The sequence below is a fragment of the Stenotrophomonas sp. GSD10 genome, assembly GCF_056172695.1.
The window spans coordinates 299,988-314,907 of sequence record NZ_JAOCMC010000002.1 but is presented as its reverse complement, the minus strand read 5'-3'; the positions used below and the strand labels follow the sequence as shown (position 1 = coordinate 314,907).

At 66.7% G+C, this 14,920-nt stretch carries 12 protein-coding genes and 1 pseudogene; 4 read left to right on the top strand and 9 right to left on the bottom strand.

All coding sequences use genetic code 11. From position 1 onward, the window contains the following. Positions 1-24 precede the first annotated feature (24 nt). A complete protein-coding gene (locus N4G47_RS01520; RefSeq protein ID WP_475284804.1) occupies positions 25-366 on the top strand; it encodes a hypothetical protein in 342 nt (113 codons plus the stop codon). After that, complete coding sequence (locus tag N4G47_RS01515; RefSeq protein ID WP_475284802.1) at positions 342-1,262, top strand: hypothetical protein; 921 nt, start codon at positions 342-344, stop codon at positions 1,260-1,262. The genes N4G47_RS01520 and N4G47_RS01515 overlap by 25 nt, the downstream gene beginning before the upstream one ends. Positions 1,263-1,317: 55 nt before the next feature. Here N4G47_RS01515 and ribD read toward each other — a convergent pair whose 3' ends face one another. The 7 genes from ribD to N4G47_RS01480 all read right to left on the bottom strand — a co-directional run bounded on the left by ribD (position 1,318) and on the right by N4G47_RS01480 (position 7,006). After that, complete coding sequence (gene ribD, locus N4G47_RS01510; protein ID WP_475284800.1) at positions 1,318-2,403, bottom strand: bifunctional diaminohydroxyphosphoribosylaminopyrimidine deaminase/5-amino-6-(5-phosphoribosylamino)uracil reductase RibD; 1,086 nt, start codon at positions 2,401-2,403, stop codon at positions 1,318-1,320. Positions 2,404-2,556: 153 nt separating this feature from the next. After that, on the bottom strand, positions 2,557-3,078 hold the full coding sequence (gene nrdR / locus N4G47_RS01505) for a transcriptional regulator NrdR (protein WP_004143350.1): 522 nt from the start codon (positions 3,076-3,078) through the stop codon (positions 2,557-2,559). 230 nt (positions 3,079-3,308) lie between these two features. After that, positions 3,309-3,743: a hypothetical protein gene (locus N4G47_RS01500; RefSeq protein WP_475284798.1), complete on the bottom strand. Its 435-nt coding sequence runs from the start codon at positions 3,741-3,743 to the stop codon at positions 3,309-3,311. Between the two features lie 74 nt (positions 3,744-3,817). Continuing rightward, positions 3,818-4,021, bottom strand: a complete 204-nt coding sequence (locus tag N4G47_RS01495; RefSeq protein ID WP_475284796.1) for a hypothetical protein — start codon at positions 4,019-4,021, stop codon at positions 3,818-3,820. A gap of 569 nt (positions 4,022-4,590) precedes the next feature. Beyond that, positions 4,591-5,025 carry a hypothetical protein gene (locus N4G47_RS01490; RefSeq protein ID WP_475284794.1) on the bottom strand — a complete coding sequence of 145 codons (435 nt, stop codon included), beginning with the start codon at positions 5,023-5,025 and terminating at the stop codon, positions 4,591-4,593. Between the two features lie 65 nt (positions 5,026-5,090). Then, positions 5,091-6,344: a serine hydroxymethyltransferase gene (glyA, locus tag N4G47_RS01485; protein WP_053509807.1), complete on the bottom strand. Its 1,254-nt coding sequence runs from the start codon at positions 6,342-6,344 to the stop codon at positions 5,091-5,093. 185 nt (positions 6,345-6,529) lie between these two features. Then, a complete protein-coding gene (locus N4G47_RS01480; protein WP_107229822.1) occupies positions 6,530-7,006 on the bottom strand; it encodes an RcnB family protein in 477 nt (158 codons plus the stop codon). Positions 7,007-7,259: 253 nt separating this feature from the next. Here N4G47_RS01480 and ettA point away from each other — a divergent pair, with 253 nt between their 5' ends. Together ettA and N4G47_RS01470 are read left to right on the top strand one after the other, a co-directional pair. Then, positions 7,260-8,924, top strand: coding sequence for an energy-dependent translational throttle protein EttA (gene ettA, locus N4G47_RS01475; RefSeq protein WP_010481992.1), 1,665 nt, complete (start codon positions 7,260-7,262; stop codon positions 8,922-8,924). A 162-nt stretch (positions 8,925-9,086) separates the two neighbouring features. Further along, the gene (locus N4G47_RS01470; RefSeq protein WP_005408048.1) at positions 9,087-10,403 is read left to right on the top strand and encodes an NCS2 family permease; all 1,317 of its coding nucleotides are present in this window, start codon (positions 9,087-9,089) and stop codon (positions 10,401-10,403) included. A 61-nt stretch (positions 10,404-10,464) separates the two neighbouring features. Here N4G47_RS01470 and bcsZ read toward each other — a convergent pair whose 3' ends face one another. Then, the gene (bcsZ, locus tag N4G47_RS01465; protein ID WP_475284791.1) at positions 10,465-11,598 is read right to left on the bottom strand and encodes a cellulose synthase complex periplasmic endoglucanase BcsZ; all 1,134 of its coding nucleotides are present in this window, start codon (positions 11,596-11,598) and stop codon (positions 10,465-10,467) included. Continuing rightward, positions 11,582-14,475, bottom strand: a pseudogene (gene bcsC, locus N4G47_RS01460) (cellulose synthase complex outer membrane protein BcsC). The gene bcsZ and the pseudogene bcsC overlap by 17 nt, the downstream one beginning before the upstream one ends. Between the last annotated feature and the right edge of the window lie 445 nt (positions 14,476-14,920).

The following is a 14,920-nucleotide window of genomic DNA, read 5'->3' as shown; positions in this document are numbered from 1 at the left end:
GATTCTGACTGACCTGGCCATGTGATGCTGAAGCGCCTTCCCACGATGCTCTTGGTTTCCGCTGCGACGGCCTGCCAACCGGCAGCGGCGCCAGAGATCACTTTTTCCGCCCCGCCTGCGGCCAGTGAAGAGGTCAGCGTGCGCATGGCAGGGCTGGAGACACGGATTGAGCAGAATGCCCCGTGTCGCACGTTCCTTGACTACCACGACGCCTGCATCGCCGCTCTCGGGGAACGGGACGATGGTGCGACGCGGCGTATTCTGCAGCTGCAGGCCATGCAGTTGCACGATGATGAACTTGGTCCCTATTGCAAGGACATGCAGGCGTTCTGGAAGCGGCAATGGGCTGGAAAGTGTCCGTTGTAGTGTCCACCCCGGGATGTCGCTGGCTGGTGGCGCTGTGCATGCTTGCGAGCATGGTCAACCTGCCCGCCGACGCTGCGGGCACCGCCATTGTCGAGAAAATGGTTGCGGAGAACTTCCAGCTGTATCTGGCACTGGTCATCCATGGCGATCCTGCGGCGCGGCGCACGCTCGATGCGCAGTGGCAGGGAACGTATTCCCGCCCCGGCTATCTCGAACGCCTGCAGACAACGAAGGCGCACATCGGCAATGACGGTGCGATCCGGAGTGCCTTCAAAAGGGCCCAGCTGACGGCACCCCCACTGGGTGCGGCGGCTGCATCCCGGTGGAGCCAGCTCGCATGCGACATCATGACCATCAGCATCCATCCGCGCAGAACGACGGCCACGCTGGCTTACCGCTGTGCGGTGCCAGCGTTCGAATCGTTGTACCCCGTCTACCGCAAGGCAAGCCAGAACGGCGCGGTAGCCGTCACGCCAGCGGCCATGGCGCCGGTCTACCGCCAGCAGATGGAGTTGCTGCAAAGCGCGACCACCAGAACGGTCTCAGGCAATCTGGAATTCTTCCGCCACGGCAGAAGCACCTGGCTGAGCAGCGGCGTCGATGCGCTGGAACGGCAGTTGCTGGATGCATTCATCCCCTACCCTGGCTGGGATCGACGCATGCTGGAAGAAGATGCTCCCCGCCTGACCGGGTCGAACGCATGTGATTGGCCCCTTTACCAGTACCGTCGCTGCGTGAATCAGTTCAGCCCGGATCAGATCGGCCGAGTCGACCTGTTGCAGTCAGAAGTCCTTCGGCACGTCGTCGGCATGGATGCGCGCCAGCTGCTGGAATACTGCAACTTGCAGATTGCACCTCGCATCCATGCGCAACCCGGATGGGAGCAGTGCCGTTGAGGCACACCGCGACGATCGCGATGTCGGTGGTGAGGGCAACGGCCCGGCGGTGCCGTCAGGCGCGCAGCAGCAGACGCAGATCCTCACCCAACTGCCGCTGGTCGACCACGCGCAGGCGGCGCTGCTGGTCCATCGCATCAATGCCCAGTCCGGCCAGCAGCGGCCGGCCGCTGTCACCCAGCAACGTGGGGGCCTGGTACAGCAGCAATTCGTCCACCCAGCCACCGCGCAGCAGTGCACCGGCCAGCGTCGCGCCGGCTTCGGTGTGCACTTCATTGATGCCGCGCTCGGCGAGCAGTGCCAGCACCGCGCCCAGATCAAGCCGGCCGTGGCGCACCGCCACGCTGGCAAATGCCGCATCGGCTGCGTCGGGAGGGCTGACCATCGCATCGTGCAGGTACAGCGTGGGTGCTCCACCCTCGCGCACGCGGCTGCATTCCAGCGAGCGCAGGCGCGAATCGAGCACCACGCGCAGCGGCGGCATCACCTCGGTATCGGCCAAACGCACGGTCAGCATCGGGTCGTCGGCGAGCACGGTGTCGGCACCGGTCAGGATCGCGCCCGCGCGTGCGCGCCAATGCTGCACGTCCTCACGCGCGGCCGGGCCGGTAATCCACTTGGAGGTGCCGTCGGCCATCGCGGTGCGGCCATCCAGGCTGGCGGCCAGCTTCACCCGCAGCCATGGGCGGTTGCGCTGCACGCGCGACAGGAAGCCCTTGTTGAGTTCGCGCGCCTGCGCGGCCATCAAGCCCTCGACGACCTCGATGCCGGCTTCGCGCAACAGGTCGAAACCCCCACCATCGACTTTCGGGAACGGATCGCGCATCGCCGCGACCACGCGCGACACGCCCGCCTCGATCAGCGCCAACGCGCACGGCGGCGTGCGCCCGTAATGCGCGCAGGGCTCCAGGGTGACGTAGGCAGTGGCGCCACGTGCTTCACTACCTGCTTCGCGCAGCGCGAACACTTCGGCATGCGGACCGCCAGCACGCTGGTGCCAGCCCTGCCCGACCACGCGTTCGCCATGGGCGATCACGCAACCGACCATCGGGTTGGGACGGGTGGTGTAGGCGGCACGCTCGGCAAGCCGCAATGCGGTGGCCATGTGCAGGTGGTCGAGGACGGAGAACGGGGCGGTCATGCCGCCATGGTAGCGCCGTTGGCGTAGATCCACGCCATGCGTGGATGTAGATCAAAGCGCCAACCAAGGTTGGCACCCACCAGGCCAAAGTAGATCCACGCCACGCGTGGATGGGTGTCTCCGCGCCAACCAAGGTTGGCAGCTACCAGAGCGTCAGCCCTTCTTCTTCTTGGTCAGGGCGATCACATCGCCCAGCAGCTGCAGCTGTTCGGTACTGGACGGCAGGTCACGTTCGAGCTTCTCGATCTCCTCGCGGAAATCGGCCACGTCCTCGAAGCTGCGGTACACCGATGCAAAGCGCACATACCCGACATGATCGAGCTTGCGCAGTTCGTTCATCACGAACTCGCCAACCTTGATCGAGGGCACTTCGCGCTCGCCACTGATGCGCAGCTGGTGGACCACTGCGCGCACCGCCGCTTCGATCTTGTCTTCGGCCACCGCACGCTTCTGCAGCGCGCGATCGAAGCCGGCACGTACCTTGCGCTGATCGAACGCTTCGCGGGTGCCATCGCTCTTGACGATGGCCGGCAGCTTCAGCTCGACCGTTTCCATGGTGCTGAAACGCTCGCCGCACGCTTCGCATTCACGCCGACGGCGAATCGTCGCGCCGTCTTCGGAGACGCGCGAGTCGATGACCCGGGTATCGGCATGTTGGCAGAAGGGGCAGTGCATGGAACGCCTGGCTCAGGGAGCAACCTTACTGCCACGGTCATGGCAGCGTCGCAAAGGTACCTGAGAAAGCGTTCGGCAGCAAATCCGGGCAGCGCTCGGCCGTGGTCGGGGAGTGTCGGGCGCCAGCACTACCACCGTGATGCGCAGACCGTAGACCCAACGCCCCATCGCTGCTCGGCGGAGAATGGCCTTTCGGGGCGGAGATACCGGCGGCGCGCACACCGGGCAACTCATTTCTCCAGCCTTGCCAACCATCGCAAGTGCAAGCTCAGGCTGGCCCAAGGCGCACCGAAGACGATCAGGAAAGGCATAACCAGCAATAGCCCGGGGTCCCACCCAATCGCCGCAAAGAGCATCGCCGCACCTGCCGCCGCCTGGACTGCAGAAACAATGGGCAAAGCCTCCAACCAGGCAGCTTTGGAACACAGCCCTTTGGCACCTGCAGTCCGCCAGGTGTTCGCCAGCATCGGCGCTGCGTAGGCACTCCATACCGACATGAGCGCCCAACTTGCGGCGGCCATCAGAAACACTTCCGATGGCTGGCGGCTGAGCCATGCCATCAGAAGCACCAACGCGATCAATGCCCCCGCCAGAGCACATGGAATGGAAAACAGCAGGAGATGCAGAAGCAAACCAACAGGCTTCTGGCGACCCGGCGTGTTCATGGGTTACCCCGGAGTGAAGACTGCGGAAAGGGTAGGCGGCGGGTTTTCCGCACTCCATGCAAATTGTCTGAAAGTCAGCTGCTCGACAGAGTCGACGTTCGCGCTCCCCAGCGCAGCCACGCCAAGTGCCCCACCATGACCAGCAACGGCGGCCCAAGCCCGAGGAAGCCCAGCGTCGTTATCTCACCCTGCTTGAAGGTGAAGTACAGCGTGGCGGCGACGACGCCGAAGGCGAATCGGAACGCCTGGCTCAGGGGAATACCTGCTGGCACGGTCATGACAGAGTCGCAACAGCACTTGAGAAGGTCCCAACCAGCAAACTCCGCTTCACTTCACTGGTCCGCTGGCCTTCGACAGCCATCGGAGGTGGCAGGCGAGGCTGATCCAGGGAGCCCCCAACCGATTGCCAATATCAGCAGTATCGGATGCACTCCAAGACTTGAAACTGTTATCACCAACGCGGACACAGCCTGAGCAGCTGACACTAGAAACAGCGTCCCCAGCACTGGCGCGGCGGGCTTCAATCCATCCGGTCCGCGCAGCTGCCACGTGTTTGCGAGCTGGAAAACAAGCGGGATCGCCGTCACAGAGAGCAGACCCCACATCGCAAGCAATGCAAGAAGTGCGCTGTTGTCACCTCCGTGCGCCCATACCCATAGAAACAGCAGCGAACCCAACAGGCCAGCCAACGCGCAGGGAATGGAAAAAAGAAGGCTGTGGAGAAGCAGGTAGAGGCCGTGTCGGCGGCGCCAGGGTTGCATCGGGGGCTCCACTCAGTCGTTCGGAAGACCCTAGTTCTGACGCCTGCAACACACCATGCAATTTCTTTGAAACTTCCAACCAGCAGTCATACAGCGTCGGTCGCGCCCCGTCGCAACCAGGCCAGATGTGCGGCCGGCAGCAGGAACGGTGGCCCCAAGCCCAGGTAGCTCAAAAGCGCGAATTCGCCCTGCTTGAACACCAGGTGCAGTGTGACCGCGACCACAGCCAACGCCGCCAGGACGCCCAGCCCCAACCCCACCCACACAGCAGGCGACGATTGCCGCAGACCGGCGCGGCCACGGCGCAGGAACACACCGCTCAGCCACAACCACGACAGCAGGCCGATGACGCCGCCCGACGACCACAGCAGCAGCACGGTGGGTTCGTTGCCGGACAGATACTTCCCGTCCGCCACGACCATCAGCCCCAGCACCGCGACGGTGCCTGCGGCGGCAAGGGCCGGCAGGCCCAGCAACAGACCGCCAACCGCCACCATGCGCTTGTGTCCGCTTTCATCCATGCGCGGGATTCCTGATGGCGGGCCAGAGCCCTTCCCTGCGGGAAGGGATCCGACCCCTGCTTCGATCAGCCGTAGACCGGGTACTTGCGGCACTGCGCGCTGACCGCGTCGCGCACGCGGGCGATGACGGCTTCATCGGCCGGTGCGTCGAGCACGTCGGCGATCCAGTTGGCCAGATCCACGCAGTCCTGTTCGACGTAACCACGGGTGGTCACCGCCGGCGTGCCCAGGCGCAGGCCCGAGGTGACGAACGGCGAACGCGGGTCGTTCGGCACCGAGTTCTTGTTGACGGTGATGTGGGCCTTGCCCAGCGCGGCTTCCGCGTCCTTGCCGGACACGTCCTTGCCGATCATGTCCACCAGCATCAGGTGGTTCTGGGTACCACCGGAGACGATCTTGTAACCACGCGCAATGAGCGTGTTGGCCATCGCCTGGGCGTTCTTCACCACCTGCTGCTGGTAGGCCTTGAAGCCCGGTTCCAGCGCTTCCTTGAAGGCCACGGCCTTGCCGGCGATGACGTGCATCAGCGGACCGCCCTGGATGCCCGGGAACACGATCGACTGCAGCTTCTTGACCAGGTCTTCGTCGGCGCCCTTGGCGACGATGATGCCGCCGCGCGGGCCGCGCAGGGTCTTGTGGGTCGTCGAGGTGACCACGTGGGCGTGTTCCAGCGGGCTCGGGTAGACGCCGGCGGCGACCAGGCCGGCGACGTGCGCCATGTCCACGAACAGGTAGGCACCGACCTTGTCGGCGATGGCGCGGAAGCGCGCCCAGTCGATCACCTGCGAGTAGGCCGAGAAGCCGGCCACGACCATCTTCGGCTTGTGCTCCAGGGCCAGGCGCTCGACTTCGTCGTAGTCGATCAGGCCCTGGTCGTTCACGCCGTACTGCACGGCGTTGAACAGCTTGCCGGAGGCATTGACCTTGGCGCCGTGGGTGAGGTGGCCGCCGTGGGCCAGGCTCATGCCGAGGATGGTGTCACCCGGCTGCAGCAGCGCGAAGTACACGGCCTGGTTGGCCTGCGAACCGCTGTGCGGCTGCACGTTGGCGTAGTCCGCACCGAACAGCTGCTTGAGGCGGTCGATCGCCAGCTGCTCGGCAATATCCACGTATTCGCAGCCACCGTAGTAGCGCTTGCCCGGGTAGCCTTCGGCGTACTTGTTGGTCAGCTGGCTGCCCTGGGCTTCCATCACCGCCGGGCTGGTGTAGTTCTCGCTGGCGATCAGCTCGACGTGGTCTTCCTGGCGCTGGGTCTCAGCGGCGATGGCCTTGGCCAGTTCGGGATCGTAGGATTCGATGCGGACGTCACGCGGGAACATCGGGTACTCCAGCAGGCAGGGAAAAGGGGTACGGCTCAGCCCTTGATTGTAGCCCCGCACCGCGCCGCTGGGGCCGAAACGGACGGGGCCGGCATCCCCGAAGGAATCCGGCCCCGTATGGTTTCGATGGGTGTTGTGGGGTCAGAGCCCGTTCCTTTGGAACGGGATCCGACCCCGTGGCCGGCTCAGCGGCCGCTGAGCACGTACTGGGCGATCACACCGGTGGCGATGGCCACCAGCAGCATGTTGCCGCGGTCATCGCGGATCCAGTGGTGGCCATACGGCGGGCGGCGCAGGTGGTAGCGCGGGTAGTCGTTCACCACGTAGACCGGGCCGGAGTAGTAATTGCGGTAGGGCGAACCGACCCGCCAACCGTAGTTGCCATAACGCGGCGGCGGCGGCGCCGGCCGGTAGACCACGCGCGGCGGTGCCGGGCGGTAGTAACGGTCGTGGTCGCGATGCCAGTCGCGGCGGTCTTCGCGGTAATCACGGCGTGCCTCGCGGCGGTCGCGTTCCCAGTCGCGGCGGTCCTGGCGCCACTCTCGGCGGTCTTCGCGCCATTCACGGCGGTCACGGTGGTCGTTGTCGGCGAAGGCGGGGGCCACTGCGCCGAGCGCCAGCACAGAGGCCACGGCACTGGCCATTACTCGATTGATGCGCATATCGGACCTCTGCTTGGGTGGGTGGTGAGCCCATATTGCGCATACGGTCTGAACGGTTTCCGGCTGGAAACGCTTCCCGCTGCGGGACTGTGACCGAGTATTCAGGCCGCAGCCAGTCCGGCGCCCCCTGCCGGGCGCGGCCCGGAACCGGTTCCGGCTATAATTGGCGGTATTCCATTTCAGTCTGTGCCCGCTGCCGCATCGGGATCTTCCCGTGACGGGCCGGGCGCAGGGCCGCGCCTACGGAGACCGCATGTCCTCGCAATACATCTACACCATGAACCGCGTGTCCAAGGTGGTCCCGCCCAAGCGGCAGATCATCAAGGACATCTCGCTGTCGTTCTTCCCGGGCGCGAAGATCGGCCTGCTGGGCCTGAACGGCGCCGGCAAGTCCACCGTGCTGAAGATCATGGCCGGCGTGGACACCGATTTCGAGGGCGAAGCCCGCCCGCAGCCGGGCATCAAGGTCGGCTACCTGGCGCAGGAACCGGAGCTGGACCCGACCAAGACCGTGCGTGAAGCGGTTGAGGAAGGCGTGGGCGAAGTGCTGCAGGCCCAGGCCGCGCTGGAAGCGGTGTACGCCGCCTACGCCGAGGAAGGCGCCGACTTCGACGCGCTGGCCAAGGAACAGGAGCGCCTGGAGGCGATCCTGGCCGCCGGCGACGCGCACACCCTGGAAAACCAGCTGGACGTGGCCGCCGATGCGCTGCGCCTGCCGCCGTGGGATGCCGTCGTGGGCAAGCTGTCCGGTGGTGAGAAGCGCCGCGTGGCGCTGTGCCGCCTGCTGCTGCAGAAGCCGGACATGCTGCTGCTCGACGAACCGACCAACCACCTCGACGCCGAGTCGGTGGAATGGCTGGAGCAGTTCCTGGCCCGCTACACCGGCACCGTGGTGGCCGTTACCCATGACCGTTACTTCCTGGACAACGCCGCCGAGTGGATCCTGGAACTGGACCGCGGCCGCGGCATTCCGTGGAAGGGCAACTACACCGACTGGCTGACCCAGAAGGACGAGCGCCTGAAGCAGGAAGACAACCAGGAAAAGGCTCGCCAGAAGGCGATCCAGAAGGAACTGGAATGGTCGCGCCAGAACGCCAAGGGTGGCCGTACCAAGGGCAAGGCGCGTCTGGCCCGCCTGGAAGAGCTGCAGTCGGTCGATTACCAGAAGCGCAACGAGACCAATGAAATCTTCATCCCGCCGGGCGAGCGCCTGGGCAATGCGGTGATGGAGTTCAAGAACGTCTCCAAGAAGTTCGGCGACCGCCTGCTGTTCGACAACCTGAGCTTCCTGGTGCCGGCCGGCGCCATCGTCGGCATCATCGGCCCCAACGGTGCCGGTAAGTCGACCCTGTTCAAGATGATCACCGGCCAGGAAAAGCCGGACACCGGCGAGATCGTGGTCGGCCCGACGGTGAAGCTGTCCTACGTGGACCAGAGCCGCGACGCGCTGGAAGGCAACCACAACGTCTTCCAGGAAATCGCTGGCGGCCTGGACATCCTCAACATCAACGGCATCGAGATCCAGTCGCGCGCCTACATCGGCCGCTTCAACTTCAAGGGCCAGGACCAGCAGAAGATGGTCGGTTCGCTGTCCGGTGGTGAGCGTGGCCGCCTGCACATGGCCAAGACCCTGCTGCAGGGTGGCAACGTGCTGCTGCTCGACGAACCGTCCAACGACCTGGACATCGAAACCCTGCGTGCGCTGGAAGATGCGCTGCTGGAGTTCCCGGGCAACACCTTCGTCATTTCGCATGACCGCTGGTTCCTGGATCGCATCGCGACCCACATCCTGGCGTTCGAAGGCGACTCGCACGTGGAGTTCTTCCAGGGCAACTACCGCGAGTACGAAGAAGACAAGCGCCGCCGCATGGGCGACGACGCCGCGCCCAAGCGCCTGCGCTTCAAGGCGCTGAAATAAGGCAACCGGAAAGGCCGCGCTCGCGCGGCCTTTCTCTTCGGTAGGTCACCACCGTTGGTGGTGACGCTTGGAGCGTACCGACCAACGGTCGGTACCCACCACCAACGGTCGGTACCCACCACCCACAGTCGGTACCCACCACCAACGGATTGAGATTTCGCGATGTCCCTGTTCGAGCGCCTGTTCCAGCTGCAGCAGCACGGCACCACCGTGCGCACCGAGCTGCTGGCCGGTGTCACCACCTTCCTGACGATGTCCTACATCGTCTTCGTGAACCCCGAGATCCTCGGCACCACCGGCATGGATGCCGGTGCGGTGTTCGTGGCCACCTGCCTGGCGGCGGCACTGGGTTCGGCGGTGATGGCGCTGGCCGCCAACTTCCCGGTGGGCATGGCGCCGGGCATGGGCCTGAACGCATTCTTCGCCTTCACCGTGGTCGGCGCTGCGGGCCTGCCGTGGCAGCAGGCGCTCGGTGCGGTGTTCATTTCCGGCCTGGTGTTCCTGGTGCTGTCGCTGACCGGTGTGCGCGCCTGGCTGGTATCCGGTATTCCTTCCTCGCTGCGTTCGGCCATCGTGGCCGGCATCGGCCTGTTCCTGGCGATCATCGCGCTGCAGAAGTCCGGCGTGATCGTCGGCAATGAAGACACGCTGGTGGCGCTGGGCCCGTTGAACACGGCGCCGCCGCTGCTGGCCCTGGCCGGCTTCCTGCTGATCGCGGTGCTGGAAGCGCGGCGCATCCGCGGTGCGATCCTGATCGGCATCCTGGCGGTGACCGGCGCGGGCTGGGCGCTGGGCGACGTGCAGTACCAGGGCCTGGTGTCGTTGCCGCCGAGCCTGGCCCCGACCTTCCTGCAGCTGGACCTGCCGGGCCTGCTGCACCATGACGGCGGCGCACCGATCGCCGTGCTGCTGCAGGTGGTGCTGGTGTTCGTGCTGGTGGAAGTGTTCGATGCCACCGGCACGCTGTACGGCGTGGTCGGCCGCGCCGGCCTGCTGAAGCTGCCGGGCGCGCAGAAGCGTTTCGGCCGCGCCTTGCTGGCCGACAGCACCGCGATTGTTGCAGGCTCGATGCTCGGCACCAGCAGCACCACCGCCTTCGCCGAAAGCGCCTCGGGCGTGCAGGTGGGCGGGCGCACCGGGCTGACCGCTTTGGTGGTGTCGGCCCTGTTCCTGGCGGCACTGCTGTTCTCGCCGCTGGCAGCGATGGTGCCCAGCTATGCCACCGCACCGGCGCTGCTGTTCGTGGCCGGCCTGATGCTGCGCGAGCTGGTGGAAGTGGACTGGAGCGACCTGACCGAATCGGTGCCGGCGGCGCTGTGTGCGCTGGCGATGCCGTTCACCTACTCGATTGCCAACGGCCTGGCGTTCGGCTTCATCGCCTATGCCGCGCTGAAGGCCGGTACCGGGCGCTGGCGCGAAGTGCATCCAGCAGTGTGGCTGGTGGCGGTGCTGTTCACCCTGCGCTACGCGCTGGAATGATGCCTGGCTGAGGGTCAGAGCCCTGTGCAACGCAAAGGGCTCTGACCCCGCAGCACTGCAGTTACCTGCGCAGCTGCAGGCGGCCGTCGGCAGCGAAACGCCAGCGCCCTTCGGCCCAGCCCAGGCCAAACAGGGCCAGCATCTGCGAGTAGTAGGCCGGTGCCTCAGCACGCTGCTGTTCGGCGCTGGGCAGGCTGGCCCGCAGCGACTGCGCGCGCTCCGCTTCGCCCTGGGCGATCAGGTACGGCAGCAGCGCTGCACGGAAACCGTAATTGCCTTCGCCCTGCCCTTGTCCGCTGCGGGTATCGATCTTTTCCCACATCGGCGCACCACTGCGCAGGCGCTGCAGCGGCCCGGACAAGGCGGCCAACTGCGCACGGAACAACGGATCGCGTGCGGCAGTCATGCCGGCCCAGGCATAGCAGCGGATGGCATCGTAGCTGCCGACCGCGCCGCGCACCGGGTCGACGACGAAGCGATCGCCTTTCCACGCTGCCCAGTCCGGTGCGAAGCCGTGCGGGCTGCTCTGCTGCAACAGCTGCACGCTATTGCGCGCCAGCGCCTGCCACGGCCCGCTGCGATCCTCCGCCGCAAAGCGACGCAGCAGCGGCAGGGGCAGATAGCTGGGGTTGACCCGCGTGGCGTCCCCTTCGATGAACCCCTGTGGGCCGGGCAGCAGCATCGGGCCAAGCCCGGGCAGGTCCACGATCTCGCGTGCCCGCACCTGCGCCAGCATGCCCTCGGCGATGGCCTTCAGAGCGGGACGGCGCCACAGGCGCGCGCCTTCCAGCAGCGCGTAGGCCAGCCACAGATCGGAGTCCGAAGCCGGGTTGTCGTCCAGTACCCGCCACGCTCCGGCGTCATCGCGTCCCCACAGCCAGGCCGGCAGGCGCTTGCCCATGTCGCCACCGGCGAGGTTGTCCTGGGTCCAGCCGAGGATGCGATCGAACACCGCCTGGTCGTTGTCCACCAGCGCGAAGAACAAGGCGTACGACTGCCCTTCCGAGGTGCTGCGCTGGTCCTGCTGGCTGCGGTCGATCATGCGCCCGTCGCGGCTCAGGCTGCTGTCCACCAGCACCCTCCAGGCCGGCCAACGCGGCGCCGGCTGCGCCTGCACGCGCGACCAGCCCAGCATCGGCAGCACAGCGGCCGCCTGCAACAGGCGACGGCGGCGCAGATCAGCGGAATTCGCCATAGGGCACCAGCGGAGACACAGGCAACGGCAGGTTGCCCTGCCAGGGCTTGAAGGTATAGCGCAGATAGAACTGGAACGAATTCGGCGAGAAATCGCGGCTGCGCTGCAGGGTTCCGGCCGCGCCCAGCACGAAGTGATCGCCGAGGCGGCGTTCCACCGCGCCGTACAGGCGGTAGCCGGTACCGGTGCTGCTGCTGTCGCCGGTGTACAGGCCAGTCTCGTCCAGCCGCAACGGGCCGTACTGCGGCTCAAGCTGTGCAATCACGCGCTCGATCAATGCCTGATCGGGGAAACGGCTGATCGAAGCGGTACGCGCACTGGACACACTGACCGAGCCATCCAGGCGCACCGACCACACATCATTACGCCAGGCAAAGCTGACCGGCAGGCTCAGCGAGGCGTAGCGCTGCGGACTGTAGTAACCGCCCTGGCCCAGCGAGTAGCCGCCCAGGTCCTTCTGGTAGCGCCAGTACATGGCAGTGGTGCCCACGTCCAGGCGCATGTCGGTGCGCTGGATCAGCTTGTGGTACCAGCCCACCATCGCGCGTGCACGGGTGTTGTCGACCACGTTGCGGCCAGTCAGCCGGTGCCAGCTCCAGTTCGACCACACGCCATTGCGGCCGCCTTGGTCGTAGCCGAGGCTGAAGGTGGCGCCGTTGGCGGTGACCCCGCCCCAGGCGATGCCACTGCGCGGGTCGATGGCACCGGCCTGGGAGAGCAGCGAATTGGTCATCGGCCGCCGCGACACCGTGGCGCCCCAGCCGAACCGGCCGAGATCGCCATTGAGGGTGACGCCCCCAGCCAGTTGCCCACCACGTAGTTGGACGGGGTGTGGCCGATGTCGAGGTTCCAGCGGTCGTCCAGCGTGCGCCAGCCGACGGCGAAACCGGCACCAGAGCTGCGCCGCTGGTGCACGAAGCGGGTGCAGCCCGGTGCACGCAGGCTGCTGCCGTCGGCCCGCAGCAGATCGAGGTCGCAGCTGCCGAAATCCTCGTCGTAGGCCCCATTCGCGTCGGTCTGGAAACGACCGGCATCGAAGTTCACCTGCTCGATGCGCGCCCAGCCCAGGCCACCGGCGAACGGGGCATCGAGATGGGCGATGCGGGTATCGCGCGACAGCCGCGAAATGCCCGGGGTGCCATCACTGCGCCGGCCGGTATCCTGCATCACCGTCAGGGTCGGATTCTCCTGCTGGTACAGGGTCTCCACGTCGCTGCGCAGGCTGCGCCGCAACCAGTCATCGCCGGCGGTCTCGCGGCTGGCCAGGGTCAGCGCACGATTGTCCCGTGGCGTGGCCTGGGCGGGGGCCAGCAGGCCATTGTCGGCCATCGCCTGCGCGTACATGTCCAGCGCCTGCTGCGGATCATCGCGGCGCACCAGCCGTGCCGCGTCGCGCCAGGACTGTGCATCGGGCCCGGTCCTGCGCGCCAGCAGTGCGCGCAGGATCGCCAGCGCCTTGGTGTCTTCGCGCAGGTCAGTCCAGATCGTGGCGAGCTGGCGCTGCTGGCCGATCTCGGCATCGTCCACTGCCGGCGGTGCGTCGTGCATCTGGCGGCGTGCGCTGGCCAGGTCGCCGCTGCCGATCCAGGCCTGTACCTGGCCCAGCTGCGCATCCACATTGTCCGGCTGCGCGGCGAGCACGCGCTGGTAGTAGTGCAATGCCTGTGCGTGGTCACCGCGCAGGCGCGCCCATTCGGCCATCAGCAGATCGTTGTCGGTGCTGGGCGGTTGCTGCTGCAGCAGCGCGATGGCCTCGGCCTCACGTCCCTGCGCACGCAGCTCCCACAGGTGGTCGACCAGCTGCTGGCGTTTCAGGCGGGTGGACAGCGCGCGGATGTCATCGTCCCACTGCGCCTGCGGCAGCGCGTCGAGCACCGCCAGCGCCTGCGGCAGGCGATCAGAGCCGGACAGATACAACGCCTGTGCGTAGCGCGCCTCGGCACTGTCGTTGCGGGCCGCCATGTCGGCCACCACGGCATCGGCCTCGTCCTGCCGGCCCGCGCTGCGCAGCTCGTTGCCCAGCGCGTAGGCCAGCCAGGCATCGGCCGGCAGTTCGCTGCGCAGCTGCTGCCCCAGCGCGATGGCGGTGGTGGCATCACCGCTGGCCAGCGCCTGTTCGCGGCGCTCGCGCAGGCGGCTGATCTGCAGCTGGCGCAGGTCTTCGGCATACAACCTGCGCTGGGCAGCGGGCAATGCGTTGATGAAGGCTTCCAACCGCTGCGGGTCGGTGCGGCCATACAGCTGCACCAGCTTGCGGATCACGTTGGCATCGTTGGGGGCCATCCGCCGTGCCAGCTGCAGCTGCCGTTCGGCGGCCGCGTCATCGCCGCGGGCCACGGCCACGTCAACCAGGCCCAGCGCCGCATTGACGTCGCGGGGCTGCTGACGGCGTGCCTGGGCATACAGGCGCTCGGCCTCGTCCAACCGGCCTGCGGCCAGCGCAGCATCGGCCTGGTCCAGCTGCAGCCAGTAGCGCGTGCTGGCAATGAGATCACGCCACTTGTCGCTGCTGTCACCGGCTGGGGTGGCCTGCACCGCACGCTGGAAGTAGCCGATGGCCTGCTCACGCCGTCCCTGCCGCATCAGCGCCATGCCCAACCCGCCCAGCAGATCGGCCTCTCGTGGATAACCCCGCAGGGCCTGCAGGAAGGCGCGCTCGGCTTCGGCGTTGCGACCGGCATCCAGCAGCTGCTGGCCACGCAGGCCCGCACGCCATGCCGGGTCGCTCACCCGCTTGTGCTGATCGGCATAGCGTTCGCGCACCAATGCCAGATCGTTGAACGTGGGGTTGCGGGTGATGAAATCCTGCAGGCGGCGCACGCTGCGTTCATCGGCCGGCTGCTCCTTCAGGTACGCCCACTCGGCATCGGCGGCCATGCCACGCGCCTCCGGATTGCGTCCCATCCGTTGCAGCGCGGCCAGCGCTTCGTTGTCGCGGCCGGCGGCGAACAGCAGCTGCGACAGCGTCTGCAGCAGCGTCACATTGCCCGGGTAGCTGCGATCCAGCTCGCTCAGCGCACGGATCGCCAAGGCGCGTCCATCGGCCTGGCTGCCACGCAGGCGCCAGTACTCCAGACCCAGCTGCAGGCCGGGCGGGTCGTCATTGAACAGGCGACGGTAGATCGTCAGCGCTTCGGCACTGCGGCCGCCGGCGGCAAACAGGCGGGCCTGCTGCAACTCCTGCTGCAGATCGCCACGGTAGGCGCGCCAGAGGCGTTCACCGGCCGCCAGTTCGCGGCTGCCGGCGCCGAGCTGGCGCAGCCGCTTCAACGTGGCCTCGGCATCGTCCAGCTTCTGCTGCGACAGCTGCACCTCCAGGATC